At 50.8% G+C, this 21,620-nt stretch carries 20 protein-coding genes; 13 read left to right on the top strand and 7 right to left on the bottom strand.

Annotated features, from left to right (window positions below):
• Positions 1-48 precede the first annotated feature (48 nt).
• From BMW93_RS13755 to BMW93_RS13720, 7 genes are all read left to right on the top strand, one after another.
• A complete protein-coding gene (locus tag BMW93_RS13755; RefSeq protein ID WP_090376788.1) occupies positions 49-1,110 on the top strand; it encodes a dihydrodipicolinate synthase family protein in 1,062 nt (353 codons plus the stop codon).
• A 141-nt stretch (positions 1,111-1,251) separates the two neighbouring features.
• Positions 1,252-1,704 carry a hypothetical protein gene (locus BMW93_RS13750; protein WP_090376785.1) on the top strand — a complete coding sequence of 151 codons (453 nt, stop codon included), beginning with the start codon at positions 1,252-1,254 and terminating at the stop codon, positions 1,702-1,704.
• Complete coding sequence (locus BMW93_RS13745) at positions 1,686-2,012, top strand: hypothetical protein (protein ID WP_090376782.1); 327 nt, start codon at positions 1,686-1,688, stop codon at positions 2,010-2,012. The genes BMW93_RS13750 and BMW93_RS13745 overlap by 19 nt, the downstream gene beginning before the upstream one ends.
• Positions 2,013-2,149: 137 nt before the next feature.
• Complete coding sequence (locus tag BMW93_RS13740) at positions 2,150-3,787, top strand: DUF5597 domain-containing protein (protein WP_177194080.1); 1,638 nt, start codon at positions 2,150-2,152, stop codon at positions 3,785-3,787.
• 373 nt (positions 3,788-4,160) lie between these two features.
• On the top strand, positions 4,161-7,439 hold the full coding sequence (locus tag BMW93_RS13730) for a TonB-dependent receptor (RefSeq protein ID WP_090376774.1): 3,279 nt from the start codon (positions 4,161-4,163) through the stop codon (positions 7,437-7,439).
• 17 nt (positions 7,440-7,456) lie between these two features.
• Positions 7,457-9,211: a RagB/SusD family nutrient uptake outer membrane protein gene (locus BMW93_RS13725; protein WP_090376771.1), complete on the top strand. Its 1,755-nt coding sequence runs from the start codon at positions 7,457-7,459 to the stop codon at positions 9,209-9,211.
• 182 nt (positions 9,212-9,393) lie between these two features.
• A complete protein-coding gene (locus BMW93_RS13720) occupies positions 9,394-10,800 on the top strand; it encodes a mandelate racemase/muconate lactonizing enzyme family protein (protein WP_090376768.1) in 1,407 nt (468 codons plus the stop codon).
• Positions 10,801-10,808: 8 nt separating this feature from the next.
• Here BMW93_RS13720 and BMW93_RS13715 read toward each other — a convergent pair whose 3' ends face one another.
• From BMW93_RS13715 to BMW93_RS13695, 5 genes are all read right to left on the bottom strand, one after another.
• On the bottom strand, positions 10,809-11,252 hold the full coding sequence (locus tag BMW93_RS13715; protein ID WP_229240423.1) for a thioredoxin fold domain-containing protein: 444 nt from the start codon (positions 11,250-11,252) through the stop codon (positions 10,809-10,811).
• Positions 11,253-11,342: 90 nt separating this feature from the next.
• Positions 11,343-11,864, bottom strand: coding sequence for a DinB family protein (locus tag BMW93_RS13710; RefSeq protein ID WP_229240421.1), 522 nt, complete (start codon positions 11,862-11,864; stop codon positions 11,343-11,345).
• An 89-nt stretch (positions 11,865-11,953) separates the two neighbouring features.
• On the bottom strand, positions 11,954-12,487 hold the full coding sequence (locus tag BMW93_RS13705; protein WP_090376758.1) for an SRPBCC family protein: 534 nt from the start codon (positions 12,485-12,487) through the stop codon (positions 11,954-11,956).
• Positions 12,488-12,544: 57 nt separating this feature from the next.
• Positions 12,545-12,925 carry a DoxX family protein gene (locus tag BMW93_RS13700; protein WP_090376754.1) on the bottom strand — a complete coding sequence of 127 codons (381 nt, stop codon included), beginning with the start codon at positions 12,923-12,925 and terminating at the stop codon, positions 12,545-12,547.
• A 12-nt stretch (positions 12,926-12,937) separates the two neighbouring features.
• Positions 12,938-13,216, bottom strand: a complete 279-nt coding sequence (locus tag BMW93_RS13695) for a hypothetical protein (protein ID WP_090376752.1) — start codon at positions 13,214-13,216, stop codon at positions 12,938-12,940.
• 421 nt (positions 13,217-13,637) lie between these two features.
• Between BMW93_RS13695 and BMW93_RS13690 the strand changes: the two genes are divergently transcribed.
• The 4 genes from BMW93_RS13690 to BMW93_RS13675 all read left to right on the top strand — a co-directional run bounded on the left by BMW93_RS13690 (position 13,638) and on the right by BMW93_RS13675 (position 17,390).
• Positions 13,638-14,180: an REP-associated tyrosine transposase gene (locus tag BMW93_RS13690; RefSeq protein WP_090376749.1), complete on the top strand. Its 543-nt coding sequence runs from the start codon at positions 13,638-13,640 to the stop codon at positions 14,178-14,180.
• Between the two features lie 257 nt (positions 14,181-14,437).
• Positions 14,438-15,292, top strand: a complete 855-nt coding sequence (locus BMW93_RS13685) for a hypothetical protein (protein ID WP_090376745.1) — start codon at positions 14,438-14,440, stop codon at positions 15,290-15,292.
• 4 nt (positions 15,293-15,296) lie between these two features.
• Positions 15,297-16,226 carry a hypothetical protein gene (locus tag BMW93_RS13680; RefSeq protein WP_090376743.1) on the top strand — a complete coding sequence of 310 codons (930 nt, stop codon included), beginning with the start codon at positions 15,297-15,299 and terminating at the stop codon, positions 16,224-16,226.
• On the top strand, positions 16,227-17,390 hold the full coding sequence (locus tag BMW93_RS13675; protein WP_090376741.1) for an adenylosuccinate synthetase: 1,164 nt from the start codon (positions 16,227-16,229) through the stop codon (positions 17,388-17,390).
• Between the two features lie 18 nt (positions 17,391-17,408).
• Here the strand turns inward: BMW93_RS13675 and BMW93_RS13670 are convergent, their stop codons facing one another.
• The gene (locus BMW93_RS13670) at positions 17,409-18,260 is read right to left on the bottom strand and encodes a hypothetical protein (RefSeq protein ID WP_090376738.1); all 852 of its coding nucleotides are present in this window, start codon (positions 18,258-18,260) and stop codon (positions 17,409-17,411) included.
• A gap of 145 nt (positions 18,261-18,405) precedes the next feature.
• Here BMW93_RS13670 and BMW93_RS13665 point away from each other — a divergent pair, with 145 nt between their 5' ends.
• Both BMW93_RS13665 and BMW93_RS13660 read left to right on the top strand, forming a co-directional pair.
• On the top strand, positions 18,406-19,149 hold the full coding sequence (locus BMW93_RS13665; protein ID WP_229240420.1) for a LytTR family DNA-binding domain-containing protein: 744 nt from the start codon (positions 18,406-18,408) through the stop codon (positions 19,147-19,149).
• 5 nt (positions 19,150-19,154) lie between these two features.
• Positions 19,155-21,182, top strand: coding sequence for a tetratricopeptide repeat-containing sensor histidine kinase (locus BMW93_RS13660; RefSeq protein WP_090376732.1), 2,028 nt, complete (start codon positions 19,155-19,157; stop codon positions 21,180-21,182).
• On the opposite strand, the gene BMW93_RS13655 is transcribed toward BMW93_RS13660, so the two are convergent.
• Complete coding sequence (locus tag BMW93_RS13655) at positions 21,179-21,601, bottom strand: secondary thiamine-phosphate synthase enzyme YjbQ (protein ID WP_090376731.1); 423 nt, start codon at positions 21,599-21,601, stop codon at positions 21,179-21,181. The genes BMW93_RS13660 and BMW93_RS13655 overlap by 4 nt on opposite strands.
• Between the last annotated feature and the right edge of the window lie 19 nt (positions 21,602-21,620).

The following is a 21,620-nucleotide window of genomic DNA, read 5'->3' as shown; positions in this document are numbered from 1 at the left end:
CAGGTGTTTATTTTATAATAGTTTGATATTTAAGTAGTTAATTTAAATATGTTAAAAGAGAATATAAAAAAGCTGCTGTTTGAAGGGACGGTGATTCCGGCGCATCCGCTGGCGCTAACGCGCGAGTTGCAGCTCGATGAACAGAAGCAGCGCGGGTTAACGCGCTATTATATGGCCAGCGGGGCCGGGGGAGTGGCGATCGGCGTGCATACGACGCAGTTTGAGATCCGCGATCCGGAGGTCAATTTGTTTGAGAAGGTACTCGCTATCGCGGCGGAAGAAATCGATCGCGCCGCATTGCAGCGGCCATTCATCAAGGTCGCGGGCATTTGCGGGTTGACGGAGCAGGCTTTGAAAGAGGCTGAAATCGCCGTGAAATATGGTTATGACCTGGGACTTGTCAGTATGGCGGCATTCAAAACGCAGCCGGAGTCGGAGATCATCATACATGTGAAAAAGGTTGCGGAAGTGATTCCGGTATTCGGGTTTTATTTACAGTCGGCCATCGGAGGACGGGTTTACAGCTACGATTTCTGGCAGCAATTTGCGGAAATACCGAATGTATGCGCCATTAAAGTGGCTGCATTCAACCGCTACCAGACATTGGACGTAGTTCGCGCCGTAGCGCATTCGCAACGCCGTGACGAGATCGCACTGTACACGGGCAACGACGACAATATCGTGGCCGATCTTCTGACGCCTTATCGTTTTGAAATAGAAGGTAAAACCATTGAAAAGCGTTTTGTGGGCGGCCTGCTCGGGCACTGGGCCGTCTGGACCGCGAAAGCCGTGGAACTACTCGCTGCCGTCAAGCACACGTTGGCAACCGGTTATGCCGATAGTGCTTCGATGCTCAGTACGAATATTGCCGTCACCGACATGAACGCCGCGATTTTCGATCCCGCCCACGCATTCCACGGCTGCATTACCGGCGTACACGAAGTCCTCCGCCGCCAGGGCCTGCTGGACGGCATCTGGACCCTGAACCCGGAAGAGACTTTATCGCCCGGACAGTATGATGAAATAACCCGGGTTATTGAGGCCTATCCGGATTTAATTGACGATGCGTTTGTCGCGCGGTTTTTGGAAAATGAGGTGAATGCATTGTGATTCGAATTAAGTTTGCAAGCGGATTTTATTCTTGTAAGTAAAAGATAACCAGCATTATAACTGTGGTTATATTTTCACTTACCTCTTTACTTTCTCGGGAAAGTTTTGTTCGTTTGTGGGAGAACACTGTACCACAACACTATGATCAACCCTCAATCCATAAGGGCAATCGCGAGGCAAAGACTTAAAGAGGCGGTCGTCCTTTACAACGAGCGAATGTTCGATGGCGCCTTTTACCTTGCTGGTTACAGCGCTGAGCTAACACTGAAAGCGAAAATCTCCGAGCGATTCGGGATTCCCAATCTCTTCGATGAGGCTGCTACGCATTCATTGCCAGGAATCAGGGATATTCGGAGCGCGGTTAAAACGCATAATCTGATTAACTTGCTTATTTTTAGTGGGTTGAAAAACAAATTTGAGGAGGGAAAGGCGCTGCATCCGGCGCTTGCCAAAGCAAACGGGTTGCTTTTCGATGCCTGGAATGAAAAGGCAAGATACATGCCGTGCGGGCACGTCGAGGAAGAGGATATGAGAAATTTGCTGAACTTATTGTCAAACCATAACGGAATACTAGCATGGATAGAGCAGAATTGATAAAAGCTTTGAAGCCATTCAGCGTGCGTTGCGCGGAGTTGGGAAGGCCACTGGATAATATCACACTCGAAGAAGCCTATCCCGGCGATTCTTCTACTTCTTATATCGTTCAGGTGGAGGCTGTGTGGGCGAACGGGCGTTCGCTTTGGTATGCGATCGATTTCTTGTTTGACGTCCTTTTTGAAACAGTGTCTTACAAAATGAGGACGAAGGTTTTTACAATTCAGATGATTCGTCAGCAGATTGTATGTCCCGACAGGGAAATCGAACCGATTGATACGCTAATGGCGATGAGCTTTACCGAGTAACCGCCGAGAAGTTCTATTTTTCCGCAATGCATTCCCGCAAACCTTTGCGAAACGCATTGCGGAAATTTTTTAAGTTATTTGTTTGCAGTGGGTTAAATATTGCGGCATATTCAGTTTTCAATCTTCTAAACCTGAATATGACAAAACGATACCTCCGAGGCCTCTTTGCGGGCTTTCTGATCAGCTTTTCCCAGTTACCCGCCTTCGCACAAAATACGTCCACGCCGATTCCGGCGCTGGTTTCTAAAAATGGCCGCCATACGCTGATGGTGGATGGAAAACCATACCTGATACTCGGCGCGCAGATGTGGAATTCCAGCGGGTGGCCGGATATTCTGGATAAAACGTGGCCGCAATTGAAGGAGCTGGGCTGCAATACCCTCGAAGTTCCGATTTATTGGGAGAATATCGAAAAGGAGCAGGGGAAATACGATTTCGCAGACCTTGATAAGCTAATCCTGGATGCCCGGCGGGAGCATATCCGGCTGGTGTTACTGTGGTTTGCTTCGTTCAAGAACGGCAGCTCGCAGTACATTCCGGTGTGGATGAAGGAAAACACGAAGGAGTACCCGCGAATGCGCAATGCGGGTGGACAGCCGATCCAGGTACAAGCGACTATCTCCGAAAGCAACCGCAATGCCGATGCGAAAGCATTCTCCGCCGTAATGGCACATATCCGGCAGATAGACGAGGCACACCGGACGGTCATTATGATGCAGGTTGAGAATGAGCCGGGATCGCTGGGGACGGACAGGGATTATTCACCCGAGGCGACGAAGCTGTTCAATAGCCAGGTTCCGGCCAAGCTGGTCTCCGCATTGAAAAAGAAGGCCGGTACCTGGTCCCAGGTGTTCGGTTTTGATGCGCCGGAGACGTTTTCGGCTTATTATATGGCGCAATACATCAATTACATTACGGCCGAAGGTAAAAAACAATACCCGCTTCCCATGTACGTCAACGCGTGGCTGCGGGAGAACCGTTTCGAGCGGGCGGGCGAGCATCCGAGCGGTGGGCCTACGTCGAATATGATCGACGTTTACAAAGCAGCGGGGCCGGATATCGATTTGCTGGCGGTCGATATTTATAACCGGAATTACGTGCAGTTCAGGGATTTGTGCGAGAAATACGCGCGGCCGGATAATGCGTTGTTCGTGCCGGAAACAGGCAAAGGAATGCTGTTTGCCCGGTTTCACTTTTATGCAATAGGTGATTATAACACCATTGGCGTCGCGCCGTACGGCGTCGATCCGTTCCATGGCGATCCGCACGACCAGCGCGACAAAACGAAACTGGATGAAAAATTCTCCCCCATTGCGGCCAATTACCGGCTGCTGACGCCCGCCATCCCGCTGATTACATCCTTACAAGGCACCGGTAAATTAAAGGCAGCCGTCGAGGAAGATGGGCTGGGAGAGAAGCTGTTGCATTTTTCAAACTATGATCTGCTCCTCACCTTTGGTTTTCCTTCCTATAAAACCAACAAGGAACCCAGTGGCCGTGTATTGGTCGGAGAAACGGCGCCGGATGAGTTTTACCTGATCGGTTTCGATACGAAATTCCAGTTCCGTCCGCGGCTGGGCTCGGGTTTTTCGGCCTCGGAGCTGATTTACATGGAGGAAGGTACGTTCGAGAACGGAACCTGGAAACGACGGAGAATCTGGAACGGCGACGAGGTGTACCATTCGACGCTGACGCCCGACGGCGTGATCCTGAAAGTCAAGCTACGGGGGCTGCAATCGGATCAGTACAATACCAAGCCCAATTTCGAGCAATAGGTTGAATGCCAGGTTTTGCAAGCCTGGCATTTTTGTTTTCAGAAAGGTATGTTTTAAAGAAAATATTCAAAAAGTTATATATCTGTTCAGCCGGGAGTTCGGGTTCCTTTTGGCTAATCCTACCCAAAATGCATGCACGATGAATGCAGGCCGGTTTCTGCAAAGGATTGCGGAAAGGTTTGCGGAAATTTTTTAACTGTTTTAGCAACAGATAGTTAAATATTATTTCATCTTAACATCAAAGTGTGTGATTGACACAATTGATTGCTGGGGCTTTTCCCGGCAGAGTCCAATCATACATCGCCTAGTCCTTATCATTTTTCAAACCGGGGTTTCCAGCCGCAAGCGGAGACCGAAAACCTTCTGTTTATTTATGAATTTAAAAAACTACTCACCAGGAAAACGGGCGCTGTGTTTCGCTTTGGCGGCGTTCGCGGGCTGTCAGACGGTTGTGGCAGCGGCTTCGTTACACGCGGAACCGACCGTCACGCACACTTTGTATGCGGATGCGCAAGTGAAAGGCAAAGTGACTTCCGACAAGAATGAGCCGCTTGTGGGCGTGAACGTGATCGTGAAAGGAACGTCCGTCGGCACTACCACCGATCCGGAAGGGAATTTCAGCCTGGTCGTTCCGGAGAATGGTACGTTAACCTTCTCGTTTATAGGCTATTTGTCGCAGGAAATAGCAGTTGGTTCCCGTTCGGAGATCGATGTCCGGCTGTTGCCCGACACGAAAATCCTCAGCGAAGTGGTGGTGACGGCCTACGCTACGCAGAAGAAAAAGGATATTACCGGTGCGGTGTCGGTGGTGGATGTGAAGAACATTACCAAACAGCCCAGCGGCCTCGTTTCCGGGCTCTTGCAGGGGCAGGCTTCGGGCGTTACCGTCATTTCCTCCGGGCAGCCGGGGGCGGAGCCGCAGGTACGCATACGAGGGATCAACACATTCGGCAACAACACCCCGTTGTATGTGGTCGACGGTGTGCCGACGCAGAACAGTACCAACCTGAATCCCAACGACATCGCGTCCATTCAGGTGCTGAAAGATGCCGGCGCGGCGTCGATTTATGGTTCGCGGGCTTCGAACGGGGTGATTATCATAACCACGAAAAAAGGTACGGGCAAGGTTTCGGTGCAATATGATGCCTGGTACGGCGTGCAGGTACCGAAATCCGGGAATGTGTGGGATTTGCTGAGTCCGGCGGAGGAGGCCAAATTGCGCTGGATCGCGAACAAAAACTCCGGACTGCCGATCAACGATCCGATCTATGGTTCAGGGCCCGAACCTGTGATCCCGGATTACATTTACCCGCTCGGGAAAATGGAGGGTGATCCGGCGGTAGACCCATCCAAATATTACATCAATCCAAACTACAAATCCGACGACGATTACAACAAGTTTTACCGCATAATCCGCGCCAATAAGGCGGGTACCGACTGGTACCACGAAGTTTTCAAGCCTGCCGTGAATACGAGCCACAACCTGTCCGTCAGCGGCGGCACGGATAAGGGTAATTACATGATCTCGCTCAATTACCTCAACCAGCAAGGTACCATGCTTTCGACTTACCTGAAACGCTACAATCTCCGGGCAAATACGCTTTTCAATGTCAATAAGCACATTCGCATCGGTGAAAATTTGACCTACACGATCACCAGTAACCCCCAGCAGACCGAACTGGCTGACCTGAATATTGTTCAAACAGCGTCCCAAATGTCGCCGATCTTTCCGGTACGGGACATTGTGGGCAATTACGCGGGTATTTTCGGGACTGGTTACAATGGGAATAACCCGGTAGGCACATTGGAGCGTTTAAAGGACAACCGTACGCTCGGGAACCGGCTATTTGGCAATATGTTTGCCGAGGTGGATGTGCTTAACGGACTGACATTCAGGACAAATTTCGGGGGCGAAATGTATTCGGGCACCTCCCGCTCGTTCGTGTACCCGACTTTCGAAAACAACGAGAATACCAAGTACAACGCATTCTCGCAGGGTTCTTCGAGCGGTTATGCTTGGACGTGGACCAATACATTGACCTACAAGAGAATGATAGGCAGCATGCACGACATTACCGTGGTATTGGGTAATGAGGCTTACAAGTCCTATTTCGAAAACCTGGGCGGTACCACGCGGGATTACTACACGTTTGACCCCAATTATACGACATTATCAACCGGTTCGGGCATTCAGAGCAATTACAGTGGCCGGAGCTTCGAGTCGCTGAATTCGCAATTCGGGCGGGTTGATTATGCATTCAAAGGTAAATACCTGCTCAGCGGGACATTGCGCCGCGATGGTTCTTCGAAGTTTGTGAAATACCAATATGGCTGGTTCCCGTCGGTAAGTGCGGGTTGGCGGCTGTCCGAGGAAGGTTTTATGCAGGGGATCAAATGGCTGGCCGATCTGAAAGTGCGCGGAAGCTGGGGTGTGATGGGTAATCAGTTGAATGTCAATGCAAACAATGGGTATTATACATTCATTATGGACAAGGCCGCTTCCTATTACGACATCGGGCGGACGAACAATTCCAACCAGCCGGGCTTCCAGGTGGGCCAGATCGGTAACCCGGATGCGAAATGGGAGCGGAATATCAATGCGAATATCGGTATCGACGCGACGTTCCTGAACGGGATGGTCGACGTTTCCATCGATTATTTCAGGAAGGATATCAGGGATTTGCTCTACAATCCGGCCGTTCCGGGGACGCAGGGGCCTGGTACGGTACCATTTGTAAATATCGCGGGTACCACCAACCGCGGTATCGACCTGTCCGCTAATTTTCACAAAATCCTGGCACCCGACCTGCGACTGGACCTTGGCGCCACATTTACCTCGTACAGAAACAAGGTTACCCGCGTGACCGACAACACGAATTATTTCTTCTCCACCGGTCGCGCATTGAACGGCGTTAACTATGTGCGCAATGAAGTAGGCCACCCGATCGGATCGTTTTATGGCTACCAGATTACCGGTTTCTGGAATACCAACGAAGAGCTGGAACAAGCCAACGAGCAGGCCCGGCAAGTCAGCGGTGATCCTGCCAAGGTGTACCAGGCCGAGCAGGCATTGGGCCGTTTCCGCTTTAAGGACGTCAATGGCGACGGCATTATCACCGCAGACGACCGGACTTTTCTCGGAAACCCGAACCCTGATTTCAACTACGGGCTGAACATCGGATTGACCTATAAACAATTCGATTTCAGCGCATTCTTCTACGGCGTGCAGGGGGCGGATATCTGGAACCAACTGCGGTACACGACCGATTTCTACGCTTCGTTTGTGCAGGCGAAAAGCAAGCGTGCATTGTACGATTCATGGACGCCGGAAAACAAAAATGCGACTTTACCGATCCAGGAAACCAAGGCGAGCGTGGCCACAAACACCTCACCTACATCCTATTACGTAGAGGATGGCTCTTATCTGCGGCTCAAAAATATCCAACTGGGCTACAATCTCCCCGCGAAGATGCTCTCCAAAATCAATGTATCGAACCTTCGCGTTTACGTGCAGGCGGCCAATGTGTTTACCATTACCAAATACATCGGGCTGGACCCTGAAATAGGCGGCTCGGCGACGAGTTTTGGCGTGGACAAGGGAATGTATCCCAATGATCGTCAGTTTCTTGGCGGAATTCAGGTTAGTTTCTAATTTTTTTCAGAACCCATATGAAAGCATTTAAAACAATACTGCTGACTTGTCTGGCGGCCAGCCTGTCGCTGCAATCCTGTAAAGAAGAATTTCTTGATTATACACCACAGGGCGCATTAGGCGAAGATCTGCTGGCGACCAAAGACGGCGTCAACTCGTTGCTGATCGGCGCTTATGCGGCGCTTGACGGGCAGGGAAATTACGGCGCGAATATCAATGGCGGCACCGCCTGGGCTGTGGGGCCCGACAATGCGATTTACGGGAGCGGGTACGGCGGCGAGTCGCATGCGATGCCGCTCTCGACGAGCGTCGAGCCGATCAACGAGTTCCTGAACGAGCGCTGGAAGGCCAGCTATGCGGGCGTGAGCCGTTGCAACGCGGTTTTACGCGTGGCGGCAAAAACGAAGGAGCTGAGTGACGCCGAATTGAAAAATATCATTGGCCAGGCCCGATTCCTGCGGGGGCATTACTATTTCGAATTGAAACGGATGTACAATATGGTGCCGTGGATCGACGAAAACACGACGGATTTCAAACAGCCGAATGACAAAGATATCTGGCCGCAGATCGAAGACGATTTCAAATATGCGGCAGAGAATGTAACCGCTACGCAGCCGGAAGCGGGCCGGATCAACAAAACGACGGTACAGGCCTACCTGGGCAAGGTTTATTTATACCAAAAGAAATACCCGGAAGCCAAGACCAATTTCGATCTGGTGATCAATGGCGGCATTACCAGTAGGGGTAAAAAAGTGGATTTAAACCCTGAATTTGAAGATAACCATCGCCCTGAGAAAGAATTGGAAAGCCCCGAAGCATTGTTTTCGATCGATATGGCGGCGAATGTGGGTAATGGCACGATCGCTACGGCCAATCAGGGTAGTATGCTGAACTTCCCGATCAACAGCCCGTTTGGCTGCTGCGGCAACTTTCTGCCGTCGATCGACCTCGTGAATTCTTTCCGCACCAATCCGGCGACCGGCTTGCCTTACCTCGACGATTACAATAAGCACGAGGTGAAGGCGGATATCGGCATATTGTCGAGCCAGCCGTTTACACCCGACGCGGGCACGCTCGATCCGCGGCTCGACTGGACGGCGGGCAGACGGGGTATTCCGTTTAAAGACTGGGGATTGATGCCGGGAAATAACTGGATACGCAATTCAGTGGCGACCGGGCCATATGTCAACTTGAAAAACATTTACTGGAATGCGACTAAAAGCCTCTATTACGACGGTACCGCCTGGGCGCCGGGCTCAGCGATCAATTACAATGTGATCAGTTTCGCCGACGTGCTGCTGCTGGCCGCCGAAGCCGAAGCGCAGCTGGGTAACCTGGACGTCGCGCAGGCGTATGTGAACCGTATCCGCACGCGCGCGGCCAATCCGAAAGGCTTTTTGTACAAATACAAGGATGATACCAAGCCGGAACTGGGTTTTTCGACCACGCCGGCCGCCAATTACCTGATCAAACTTTATCCTGAGGGTAGTTTCAAGGCGGGAGGGAAGGAATACGCCTTGAAAGCGATCTATTTCGAACGGAAGATCGAGCTGGCTATGCAGGGCCACCGGTTCTTCGACCTTGTGCGCTGGGGCCTGGCCAACAGTTTTCTGAATGCCTATTATGCCTACGAAGTGACGAAAGTAACAGAGGTAACGGGCCTGAAATTCACTCCAGACAAGAACGAGTATTACCCTATTCCGCAAACGCAGATCGATATCAGCACCGTGAATGGCAAGGCGACCTTGAAGCAGAACCCGGGGTACCAATGAGCCGCCGGTAAATTTTTGTTAGATTCTCATAGTGTATTACCGATCAGCCGGTCTCCCTGGAAACCGGCTGATTTTGTTTTGTATTTGGTATTTTGATTTACTAAAACTGGATAAAATTCAGATATTGGGTCAGGGTAGTGGCGTGTTATGAAGTCTGACCATTTGAAACACATTCCTAAATCATGATTTCCGGAAAACCTGAACATTTCTCCCGCCGCGAATTCGCCCGTCGCGCGGGTATGCTGGCGGCCGCCGGTATATTTGCGCCTGAAAACAACATCCTGAACCCGTTTCCGCAGCCAGCCGTGAAAAAGATCACCATCAAAAATGTCAGCGCCAACTTCGAGCGGGAGCCGCTGAACCCGTACCGTTTCAAAGGCAGCGCCATCACCGACAGCTGGCAGGCCATTGCGATGCTGGAATCCGATTCGGGCATCCGTAAAGTGGGCCTCGGCACGCAGGGCGTGTTATGGTCGGATTCGAAGGTTTTTGCGGCACATTCCGAAAGTGCGGGAAATGCATTGATGTACGCAATGAGCGAACGGGCTTTGCAAATGATCAAAGGAACGTCGTTCAACGACCCGGTGCAGTTGCTTGACGATATGCTTCCGGAAGTGCTCGCATATGGCAAAAAAATCACCGGCAATGCGGAATTAAGGAAAACGTTCGCGCTGAATGCACTCGTGTGCGTGGATAACGCCGCGTGGTTGCTCTACGCGCAGGAGAACGGCATGAAGCAGTTCGATGAAATGGTACCTGCCGCTTACCGGCCCGGACTTTCCTACCGGCACGAGAAGGTGGCGAGCATTCCGTCGTTCGCTGTCGGTACTTCTCCCGAGCGCATTAAGCAAGCCGCTGATGAAGGATATTTTATATTAAAACTCAAAACCGGTGCGGCCGGAACGCAACAGGAAATGATCGAAAAAGACATCGCTTTCCTGACGGCCGTGCACAGAGCGATCGGGCATTATGAAACACCCTATACCCAAAACGGGAAGATTCCTTATTATTTCGACGCGAATGGCCGGTACGAGAAGAAGGAAACGCTCCTGCGCTTTCTCGACCATGCCAAAAAGATCGGTGCATTCGATCAGATTGCGGTGATCGAGGAGCCGTTCGAGGAAAGTAACGAGGCTTTTGTGGGTGACCTGGGTGTGCGCGTGGCCGCGGACGAAAGCGCGCACACCGTCGAGGACGCCGCGCACCGCATTGAACTCGGATATTCGGCTATTGCGGTGAAAGCGATTGCTAAGACGTTGAGTATGACCATGAAAATCACGCAATTGGCTTACGAAAAGAAGGTGCCATGCTTCTGCGCCGATCTCACCGTAAACCCCATCCTGGTCGATTGGAACAAAAATGTGGCCGCCCGTTTGCAGCCTTTCCCCGGAATGTCGGTAGGCTTGCAGGAAACGAACGGCCATCAATATTACAAGAACTGGGACAAGCTCGTGACTTTTCACCCGATGCCGAATGGAAGCTGGACGAAAACGCAAAAGGGCGTTTATCTGACGGACAAGTCGTTTTATGTGGAAAGCGGCGGCATTCTGGCGCCCTCGGCACATTATGAGGCGATGTTTGCCGGTTGAAACAAACTTTAAATCTGCTTCAAAGCTTTAAAGATTTCCGAGTGTGGCTGTTCACCTTCAAACGTTCTTACGAGGTTGCCCTTTTTGTCGTAAATGGCAATGTAAGGAAACGAGCGGATCTGATAATAGCGCTGCACCAGGTAGGACGTGCCCTCCGTTCCGACCTTGAAATTGGGATAGCTGCCGAGGCTGTACTGGCTAACGAAGGGTTTCAGCATGTCCATCGCCTGGAAAGTGACCATGACCACCTGTTTGTTAGCTACTACGCTTGAATTTTTCAGGAGGTCTTTGGTAAAGCTCTGGCAATGTTCGCAATCCGGGGAAAAATAGATGAGCACCACCGGTCCGGCCGCGAGTTGCGACGACGTGTATTGCTGGCCATTCACCAGCCTGATCTGAAACGGGGCAATTTTTTTGGCAGTGGCGGCAACCTGGGCATAGCCATTGGACATGCCGACTATTAATAATAACAAGAATGATAACTTACGGAACATAGCACTGGGTAGTAAAAATGAGTCCGCAAGTTATCAATCTTTGCGCTATCAGCTGTCGCTCCGGTTGCTAACTTTTTCGGAAATATTCTGCAACTGGCGCGTATGCCTTTTCGAATGGCAGAGCACAAATTGCAACCATTCCCAGCGGGTGAGGTTGGCAATCTGCGGGAATTCGAAATCGGTGCAGGTAAGCGTGAGGTCTTCGTTAGCGGCAATGTCGCGGATAGCCGCTCGTTCTGCCTTGAACGCTTCGAGCAATTGATGCTGGTCGTGAGGGCCGTCCGACGGGATAATGAATTCCGGCGACTGGTATTTGGCCGTGAAGTCAAGGAAAATGGATTCGATGACGGGCACGTATTGGCTTACCGGGCGCTCCGTTTCCTCGGTGGAGCCGAGAACGGTCTCGGGAATGCCGGATTCGGCCATCAGAATGTGTTCGGTGACTTGCCCGGCGGTCCAGCTTCCTTCGAAAGGCACCGTATTCACCTGCTCGGGCGTGAGCGATGCGAGTGTCGTGTAAAAATCCTGCTCGGTTTGGTCGAGCTCCTGCAAGAGTTGATTCCGGTCCACAGTTTCCGCTGTTTTAGTTTCGGTCGTTGATGGGTTAGTCGACATGGCTTTATTGGTATTTAGTATTGATGAATGAATAAAATGCGTGCTTATTTTTCCAGGATACCTTTCAGTGTTTGAAGGCTTTCCTGGAGATCGGCGCCCAACATGCCGTCCATAACGGTGTTCATCAGGTTCATAGGGTAGGCGCTTTCGCCGCTCATGCCCCACGAAACCCTTGTTTGCGTAGGTGAAATAGCTTCGGTAGTCATTTCAGTCACGGCAATGCCTTCAAAAGGTTTTATAAACCGTACTTCGAGATTGATCTTCCTGTTTTCGTCGAGCATCTTAATTTCTTCCTCACCCTTCCCGACATCGTCCTTTTGACTATCCCAGGCGTACACGAAACCCACGGTGCCGTCGGTGCCTTTATATTCTTTTTTCATGTTCGGGTCCATCATCACCCATTTGTTATAATGCTCCTGGTTTTTGATGAATTTGACATACCCGTAAACTTCGTGGCTGGGTTTATCGATGGTGATCTCCCGTCTGACGCTGTATTCTTTGCTTACGAAAAGCGCAACAACCAGCGCAAGCACGATGATGCCCACGATGACGAACAGGATTTTTTTAAGAATCTTCATTTCTAGAAATGTTTAGATAAAGGGATGAGCATTGAATCATGCATGTAACGCGGAGCACTAAACGGTAGCAAATGTTTGCCGCTGCAACTTGTGGTAATAGATATAAGAGACGGCGATTAGTACAAATCCGATGATGAAACCTACCCACATGTCAGGGCCGTCGCCGAATGCGATGTGTGAATAGAATGCGCCGAACAGATCGTAGAAGATACCCGCATAAGCCCATTCTTTTATTCTCGGGTAACCGGGAACGAGGATCGCAATGATACCCAGGATTTTGGCCACGCCCAGGAAAGGGACAATATAAGCCGGATACCCGATCCGCGTCACATGCTCCACTGCCTCAGGTGCGGAAATAGCGTCGTACACGGCACCGATGCCCAGCATGGCGGCCAGCAGGCCCGTGACTACCCAGAAGATAATTTTTGTCTTTTTCATAGTTGATGTAGTTTAAATGGTTATAGAATGGATAGGATTTGAATTGACCGTGGTATACGTATTTTCGGAGTAAAGATCTTGCAAGACGGCCGCCGCATATCCGAAGCTTTCCAATAATCCGATCACGCTGGCGTTGCATATCCCCGCGCTTTCGCAGCTGATCCGCAATACCTTATCGCAATCTTCGAGGTCGAAACTGGCCTGGTAACCAGTGAATGCAAGGCAAATCAAATCGACCAGCAATCTTGCCTGGCTTTGTTTCTCTACGTCTGTTTTGAATACCTCTACCATGCGTTTCGATCCATTTTGAAGGTGCTTTTTGGCGCCAGGTTTGTCATTATTCCGATGATACAAACTAAGCGGGTTCAGTCAAGAAATACAGTTGCGATTTGCGACATTATCAGGGGGGGATTGTGACAAAGGGGGGCAGGGGAAGGAGGAAAGAAGGGAATGAGTGAATGAGTGAATTTCGAATGAGTGAATGAAAAATTTGAATAAGTGAATGACCAGACGGATCGCCGGAAGCGGGGCTATGCGGAGCTCAATACCGGGCAACGAAGTTGGGCATACTAAAAGGTTGAGCATAGCAAACTGGTGGATGTAGTCACAATGTTGGGCGTAGTCTCAGACTACGTCCGAGCGCCATGCGGTCTCCGACCGCACAACCTGTTACCAAATGACAAACTCAGCGTATCAATAGGAAAACGAAACCATGAGCCAAGCCTACAAAATCGCAGACCAAGACGCCGCGCACTACATGACCTTTCAGGTCATCGATTGGGTCGACACGTTTTCCAGAAAAATTTACCGCGACATTTTAATGGACAGCATGAAATTCTGTCAAAAGAGAATGGGCCTTGAAATTTATGCCTACGTGGTTATGACCAACCACGTACACGTGATCTGGCGCGCCAGTAAAGGTAACCTCTCGGAGGTTGTTAGAGAATTCAAAAAGTTTACCGGTCGAACGATCATTGAAACGATTCAGAATGAGCCGGAAAGTCGCCGGGACTGGATGTTGAAAAGGTTTGAATTTGCTGCGAGGAGAAATGTGAGGAATAGTTTTCATCAATTCTGGACGCATGAGAATCATCCTGTTGAGTTGTTCTCAAACAAATTTATCAAGCAAAAACTGGATTACATTCATATGAACCCGGTCCGGGCCGGGTGGGTGGAAAGGCCGGAGGAGTATTTGTATTCCAGCGCGGGGTGTTACGCGGGGCTGGGAGGGTTAATAGATGTAGCGTTTGTTTAGGCTTTTTGTTGTTGTGGTTGGGGGACTTTTTGTTGTTGCGGTCGGAGACCGCTTGGCGCTCGGACGTAGTCCGAGACTACGCCCAACGCTTTGCTTCCAACGGTTTGCTACGCCCAACCATTTTGTAACGCCCACATTGCACCGATCGCTAACCCATACCATTCGCATGCTCATCCGCAGACGCTTGGCGCATTTTCTTCTGATACCTTGCCTTTCTCAGCTATTTACGGGCATTCTTTAAATCAGAGGAACCAACAATGACAGACGACAGCGCAATGATCACCCAGGTCTTGCAGGCCACTCATTACCGTGCATTGGCCGAGGGAACGGCGATGACCTACCGGGAAATGTTGAAAACCGTTCATCCCGATAAATGTAAACACCCGCGAGCCCAGGACGCCACGAACCGCTTGCTCGAAATGTTCCGGCATTTTACGAGCGGGACCACTTTTACCGACGATTCGGGCAGCTTCCTGACCAACGATCACTGGGTACTCTTTCAGGGAGACAAGCAGGCCGTAGCGCAGGCGAGGCGGAATCAGCTGGAAATTGCCGTCGGCGCTACCGAACATTTGAAAAGGTATATGCCGTATAGCTGGGATTCGGATGACAGTTTTTTGCTTTCCCAGAGAGCAATACCACTGGTTAACCTGACATTACCGCAGGATCATGTCAATTGGGTCGTATCGAGGCTGCTGGAATTCTGTATGCTGCTTCACAGGCACACGGGACGCACGCACCTGGGCCTTACGCCCGCGCAGGTAATGCTGGTGCCCGAAACGCATGGGATTGTCGTGGCGGGTTTCTATCACACGTCCGAATTGGGTGGCCGTGTACAGACCATATCGGCCGCTTACCGGCACTGGTACCCGGGCCAATTGCTGAGGGACAAAAAAGCAGCTGAAAATGCGGACCTCGAAATGGTGAAACGCCTGGGCGCGTACCTGCTCGGCGACCGCTCTGGACTGGGTACCGCCTTGCGTAAAACACATCACCGGGAGTTTGTCGATTTCCTTCTGAGCTCCGACGACGATTCCCTCGCATGCTACGAAAAGTACCGCGAAATGCTCGACAAAAACTTTCCATCTCAATTCATACACTTAAATATCTGAAATAATGGGCTACTCATCTTGGAGTGATGATGCTTACGACAGCGTAAGCCGGATGCGTAGGACGCAATCGATCGACGACAACTTTACGCAAAACAAACTCGGCGTGATCCACCCGGACCTTTCCCCGGAAGGTGTCGACGTCCGGGAGTCGAGGGACTCGCATTTGCATCCCGACTCCGTGCCGATCATCGTGGCGCTGGATGTTACCGGTTCTATGGGCTCGATTCCTGAGAACCTGATCAAAAATAAACTGGGTGCTTTGATGAACACATTAATAAGCAATGGTATTCTCGATCCGCAAATCATGTTCATGGCCGTCGGCGATCACATTTCGGACGATTACCCCTTGCAGGTCGGCCAGTTTGAATCAGGTACGGTGGAACTCGACGCATGCCTCTCTAAAATTTTCATCGAGCGGGGCGGGGGAGGGCAAAACCGCGAAAGCTATCCGCTGGCCTGGTACTTCGCTGCGCGGCATACGTCCATAGATTCTTTCGAGAAAAGGCAGGAAAAAGGGTTCCTTTTTACGATTGGCGACGAGGGATTTCACGATGTCATGGCAGCGGACCTGATGGAGGCCAAATGCGGGTACCGGGGAAAGGAAAATCTCACCGCGCCGTCGTTGCTGAATGAAGCATGCCGGTCGTACTTCGTTTTCCATATCCACGCCAACGAAGCCAGTTACCACAATGATCACTTTGTGTTTTCACAATGGAAGACATTGCTGGGCGAGCGTTTTCTAGTGCTCGAAGACCAGAACAACATCGCCGAACTCATTGCTACAACGATCGCGCTGGTGAAAGGGGTAAATGCCGACATTGCGATGAGTGGTTTCGACAGTAAAACAAGGCAATCGGTTTCGAATGCATTGGTGGCAGTTAAAGATTCGCTCGTCCGCCGCGACCACGGTATTTCCGGCATTATCGCATTGTAGATGGGGGAAACTCATATTGTATTAGGCATGGGCTATGGCGATGAAGGAAAGGGGGTTTTCACAGACTACCTTTCCGCCAGGCTGGCTTATCCCGTCGTGATCAGGTTTAATGGCGGTCACCAGTGCGGGCACACGGTTATGCATGCCGATGGCCATCTTCATGTTTTTTCGAACTTCGGCGCAGGCTCTTTCAGGCAGGTTCCCACATTTTTCTCCCGTTTCTGTACGATCGATCCCACGGGCATTGTCAGGGAGTTGAGCGCATTGCAGCGGTCAGGAACGAGCCCCGTGCTGTTTGTGGACCCGCTGGCGATGGTCACAACGCCATTTGATAAGTTCTATAACGTAAACGACCGGGCCAACCTCGCGCACGGTACCGTGGGTGTGGGGTTCGGCGCGACTATCGAGCGAAACCAGGGCCCGTCCAAGCTTTATGCACAGGACCTTTTCTTTCCCGCCGTCTTTCACCGAAAACTGGAAGCGGTACGCGACTATTACAGGACCAAATTCAAGGCGCGGGGACTGGAAAGCTGTCTGGAAGCACTCGAACTGGAAATTATGCGGGTAGATCATTTTCTGCGTGACGTGGAGGCGGCCCGCGACAGTATCCGCCTGCTTACAGAGAGCCAATTGTTCCAAATGGGTTTTGAAAACCATATTTTCGAAGGCGGTCAGGGGATTTTGCTGGATATGGATTTCGGTATATTTCCCAATGTCACACGTTCCAATACCACCAGCAGAAATGCCTTTGAAATGCTTCGCCGGAACGATCAGCAAGCTGCCGCAACGGTCTATTACCTCACAAGAGCCTACCAGACCCGCCATGGCAATGGTTGGATGTCCGCCGAAAATTACCCGGTATCACTTATCAATAATTTTGATGAAATGAACCGTTCGCAGGGGCATCAGGGCGAATTCAGGACGGGCATTCTCGATACGGATATGCTTCGGTACGCGTTACAATGCGACGCCAGTTTTTCGGGAAATGCAGAAAAACAAATGGTTATTTCCTGCCTGGATCAGCTAACCAGCTATCAATACCTCTCAGGAGAAAATGTGCTGACGGCGCCCGATAAGGATTCGTTTTTAAAGCAAATCGCATTGTGTGACAGCGTGTTGATAAACTCCGGGCCAAGCTCCGACACAGTAAGACAATGGCGTTGAGCATTCTGCGGGCACTATTTATTTCCCGGCACTGTAAATGCTCATTAAAAATGCCTTACTGACTTTGGCAGCTGCCGCTTCGCACAAATGGCCCTGACCTTCCGGCGCATCCACGCCCTGGCTTTTGCTCGGGCAGGATGCCGTGGAGCGATATTCGTCACAAATCCGCCATACATTGCCCAGCTTGCAGGCGCCGTCGTTGGATTCAACGGATTGAAGATCGAACACGACGTCCTTGTCTGCAAATGTGGTTTTCATCCATTGGCCCGTTTTCATTTTGGCCTCATTCCCTTCGTCTCTGGTTGCGATGTAAACCAGCGGCGGGGTTATATGAACAAACCGCAAACCCGGAAGCTGCGCGCGAAGGTCGTCGATCATCTGTTTATAGGTAGTCTGGACGGCCTCCCTATCGTCGTCGCGGATATCGGCATATCCGAATTTGAAGATGGCGATTTTGAAGATGTCTTTGTGTGCCAATGCGTTTCTTTTAAACTCCGCGATTTTTTCCAACGGCATACCATTCGATGCGCTGAACACATTGCCGCTCAGGCCTTTGTCCGGTTTTTCATTCAGATCGAAATATTCGAACCGGAATCCATTCGCCGAGGAGCCGTCTTCGAGATCTGTACCGACTGACTGGTGCATGAAAATCGTGTTCCATCCCTTGATTTTGTCTTTTTCGGAAGCCGGGAGGTCGTCCCATGATTTGATGCCCGCAGTACCCACTACGCCGGGCGATCCTTTTCCGGGTGGTGTAACCGTGGTGGGGTCGGGGTCTTTGTCGGTGCCTCCCGGGGCAGGCGCATCTTTCGAAGAATCGGAACAGCTGAGTATGACGCTGATTAACAGGAATATAAGGAGCTTTTTCATAGAATTGGATTTGAAACCGATACGTGTTCAAATGTACCGGACGGCGGCAGCGGCTGCAATGGGCGTTCGACGAGCGACATTTTAAATAGACCAGTAACTAAAACAGGCAGTAGTAAACCTGCTTTTCTGACAAAGTCTTTTAAATTTGGTAAACAAAAATTTCGCTTCTCCCACTATGCCCGATGCCCCGGTTTATCGCTGTGTGATCGTTGACGACGACGAAATCGACCGGCTCACGACGCTCATGTATGCGCGCAAATACCCTTTTCTGGAAATCGCGGGCATATTCTCTTCTGCTACGGAAGCCTCGGCGGCAATGCAGCAAATGGAGGTAGATGTATTACTCAGCGATATCGATATGCCCGACGTGAGCGGCCTCGAATTCCGCGCGGGCATGATGCAGGTCCCCGTTTGCATTTTCATCACCGCCTATCCCGATTACGCCGCCGAAAGTTTCGAGCTCGAAGCATTTGATTTTTTGGTAAAACCCATCAAAGCAGCGCGTTTTGAGCATTCCATGCAACGGGTACAACACTATTTTGACATGAAACGCAAGGCCGAACTCTTCGAATACAGCCTCGGAAGCGACAGCACGGTATTTATCAAGGACGGTCATCAGCAAATTAAACTGAACCTGCACGATATCGTATACCTCGAAGCGTTGAAGGATTATACCCGCATCGTAACGACGACCAGGAAGTACAGTGTATTGTCGTCCATCGGGAACCTTTTGCTGGAAAAGGCGTTCCAGTCATTCCTCCGCATTCATCGCAGTTACGCGGTACAGCGGCATTATATCGAGAAAATTACGCCTCAGGAAGTACATATCGGCAGCTACACATTACCGGTAGGCCGGAGTTTCAAGCATTCGTTGACTAACCTCAAATAGCTCCCATGCGCATTCTGACCGTCATTCTGGCTTTGCTATTGACCTCTTTTTATGCAAATGGCCAGAAAGAGGGGCAGGCGCTGATCGATTCGCTGGTCGCGGAACTGCCGAAGGCGAAAAACGACACATTGAAGGGGCGACTCTACAAACGGATCGCGGAGGAGTACTTTTTCATCGATACAAAAAGTGCCATCGCCTATGCAAGGCGTGGGCTCGCGCATGTGCAGGCGATGCGGTGGGAAAGGGGGATCGGCGTTTTCAACCTGGCGATGGCACGTGCATTCAGCGATATGGGTAATGTAGATTCCTGCATGTATTACAACCAGCGCGCATTAGAGGTGTTTCGTCATATGGGAGATACTTTTAATATGGCCACTACTTATAATAATATCGGAGTGGCACAGGCAAATATCGCATCCAACTATCCAGAGGCCATTCGCTATTATTTGCTGGGACTAAAAGAAGCAGAAAAACAGGGAGATAAATACCTGATGGCCAATGCGAATGACAATGTCGGGTCTATTTACCTTATTCAGAAAAATTACCCGAAAGCATTGCTTTACAGTACCAGGGCATTAAAACTGCGGGAGCAACTCGAAAAGTCGGACATTTACAATACTTCGAGGGAAGTAGGCAACTCGCTGAATTCGCTTGGGAGCATTTATTACCAAATGAAGGATACGGCCACATCCCGCACGTATTTTGGAAAAGCGGTACTCATGCACGAGCGTGCGGGTAATGTGGAAGGGCTTGCAAAGGCGTACGGAAGCCTGGCAGTATTGGAAAAGCACAATTACAATACAAAGCTGATTTATGCCCGCAAATCTGAGAAGCTCTGGAACGAAGTAAATCCGGCCCATATCGAGGCTGCCAATAACCTGGGTAATATCGGAAGTACATACCTGGAAATGTACAAAAGTAATTTTCTTCCCGAAGGCATTTCCGATAAATCCTGGTTGCTGAAAGAGGCGGAGCGCTACCTGCGGAAGGCCATTAAAGTCAGTGAAGAAAATGGTGATATCAGCTATAAATCGCATTTCACAGGCACCTTGGCGGAGGTGCAGGAGCAAAGCGGCGATTTCCGGAATGCCTATTATAATTTCAGGACCTATAAACAGGTCGAGGATTCGCTTTATTCGCAGGAAGAAAAGAACAAGATCGCCGGGCTGGAAGGGGAGCGGGAAATCGCATTGCGCGACAAACAGATCCGGATCAATACCCTCGAACTGGAAGCGCGAAAAAGGCAACAATGGCTACTGACAGGTGGTGTCCTGGTACTTGCAGCGATAGGAGGGCTGCTCTACCGCCAAAGCCGCCTGCGGAAGCGTACCAATGTCCAACTGCTGCATTTGAACAACGAGCTCGACGAAGCCAACCAGGTGAAGGCGCGTTTTTTTGCCATATTGAGCCATGACCTGCGCAGCCCGGTGGCCAACCTGGTCAATTTCCTGCATTTGCAAAAAGAGGCCCCCGACCTGATGAGTGGCGCGGCGGCTGAAATGCATCAGAAACGTTTGACCGACTCGGCGGAGTCGCTGCTCGAAACCATGGAATCGATGCTGCTGTGGAGCAAAAGCCAGATGCAGCAGTTCAGGCCACAGGCCCGGCGCATTGCCGTCGACGACCTTTTTGAATATATACGAAAGTTTTTTTCAGGGACCGAGCACATTGCATTTACATTCGAGAATGCGGACGGCCTGGCGGTCGTGACGGACGAGGATTACCTGCGTACGATCATGCAGAATCTTACCCATAACGCGGTGAAGGCATTAAAAACGACCAATAATCCACAAATCCACTGGGCCGCGCGGGCGGAAGGCAGCCAAGTCGTATTGTCGGTCACCGATAATGGACCCGGCGCTTCGGAAGAACAATTGAATGCTTTGTACGACGACCATGCCGCGATGGGTATCAAGTCAGGCCTGGGATTGCATCTGATCCGCGACCTCGCGAGGGCCATCTCCTGCCAGATTTCAGCGCAGCCTAATGCCGGGAACGGAATGAAGTTCAGCCTGTCGCTAACCAATATTTAAATACCCCATGCTGTGACCACGAGGTTCCGTGGTCCGCCGTAATCGCGGTGCTCGCAGAGATAAATGCCCTGCCAGGTGCCGAGTGCGAGCCGGCCGTTCCGCACAGGGATCATCACCGAACTGCCGAGCAGCGAGGCTTTCAAATGCGCCGGCATGTCGTCAGAGCCCTCATAGTCGTGGCGGTAGTCGGGATCGTTTTCCGGGACCGATTTATTGAAATACATTTCAAAATCGATACGCACCGTCGGATCGGCGTTCTCGTTGATCGTCAGCGAAGCCGAGGTGTGCTGGATGAATACCTGGCACATCCCGGCCTTGATTTCGCTGATCGATGGTAATGCATGCAGAATTTCTCCGGTAATGAGGTGGAAACCGCGGCTTCTTGCTTTAAGCTGAATGCCTTGCTGGTACATTTTCATAAAATGCTGATCACTATTT

This window comes from Dyadobacter sp. SG02, assembly GCF_900109045.1.
Classification (GTDB): Bacteria; Bacteroidota; Bacteroidia; order Cytophagales; family Spirosomataceae; genus Dyadobacter.
Note: the sequence above shows the minus strand (reverse complement) of the source record. Positions and strands in the feature narration are given on the sequence as shown.

What these genes read in the sequence shown, in the direction of transcription:
- BMW93_RS13680 (WP_090376743.1), top strand. Translation starts at nt 15,297, where the DNA reads ATGGGCTACTCATCTTGGAGTGATGATGCTTACGACAGCGTAAGCCGG.
- BMW93_RS13725 (WP_090376771.1), top strand. Translation starts at nt 7,457, where the DNA reads ATGAAAGCATTTAAAACAATACTGCTGACTTGTCTGGCGGCCAGCCTG.
- BMW93_RS13755 (WP_090376788.1), top strand. Translation starts at nt 49, where the DNA reads ATGTTAAAAGAGAATATAAAAAAGCTGCTGTTTGAAGGGACGGTGATT.
- BMW93_RS13745 (WP_090376782.1), top strand. Translation starts at nt 1,686, where the DNA reads ATGGATAGAGCAGAATTGATAAAAGCTTTGAAGCCATTCAGCGTGCGT.
- BMW93_RS13730 (WP_090376774.1), top strand. Translation starts at nt 4,161, where the DNA reads ATGAATTTAAAAAACTACTCACCAGGAAAACGGGCGCTGTGTTTCGCT.
- BMW93_RS13695 (WP_090376752.1), bottom strand. Translation starts at nt 13,216, where the DNA reads ATGGTAGAGGTATTCAAAACAGACGTAGAGAAACAAAGCCAGGCAAGA.
- BMW93_RS13700 (WP_090376754.1), bottom strand. Translation starts at nt 12,925, where the DNA reads ATGAAAAAGACAAAAATTATCTTCTGGGTAGTCACGGGCCTGCTGGCC.
- BMW93_RS13660 (WP_090376732.1), top strand. Translation starts at nt 19,155, where the DNA reads ATGCGCATTCTGACCGTCATTCTGGCTTTGCTATTGACCTCTTTTTAT.
- BMW93_RS13685 (WP_090376745.1), top strand. Translation starts at nt 14,438, where the DNA reads ATGACAGACGACAGCGCAATGATCACCCAGGTCTTGCAGGCCACTCAT.
- BMW93_RS13690 (WP_090376749.1), top strand. Translation starts at nt 13,638, where the DNA reads ATGAGCCAAGCCTACAAAATCGCAGACCAAGACGCCGCGCACTACATG.
- BMW93_RS13715 (WP_229240423.1), bottom strand. Translation starts at nt 11,252, where the DNA reads ATGTCCAATGGCTATGCCCAGGTTGCCGCCACTGCCAAAAAAATTGCC.
- BMW93_RS13655 (WP_090376731.1), bottom strand. Translation starts at nt 21,601, where the DNA reads ATGAAAATGTACCAGCAAGGCATTCAGCTTAAAGCAAGAAGCCGCGGT.
- BMW93_RS13750 (WP_090376785.1), top strand. Translation starts at nt 1,252, where the DNA reads ATGATCAACCCTCAATCCATAAGGGCAATCGCGAGGCAAAGACTTAAA.
- BMW93_RS13705 (WP_090376758.1), bottom strand. Translation starts at nt 12,487, where the DNA reads ATGAAGATTCTTAAAAAAATCCTGTTCGTCATCGTGGGCATCATCGTG.
- BMW93_RS13740 (WP_177194080.1), top strand. Translation starts at nt 2,150, where the DNA reads ATGACAAAACGATACCTCCGAGGCCTCTTTGCGGGCTTTCTGATCAGC.
- BMW93_RS13720 (WP_090376768.1), top strand. Translation starts at nt 9,394, where the DNA reads ATGATTTCCGGAAAACCTGAACATTTCTCCCGCCGCGAATTCGCCCGT.
- BMW93_RS13670 (WP_090376738.1), bottom strand. Translation starts at nt 18,260, where the DNA reads ATGAAAAAGCTCCTTATATTCCTGTTAATCAGCGTCATACTCAGCTGT.
- BMW93_RS13675 (WP_090376741.1), top strand. Translation starts at nt 16,227, where the DNA reads ATGGGGGAAACTCATATTGTATTAGGCATGGGCTATGGCGATGAAGGA.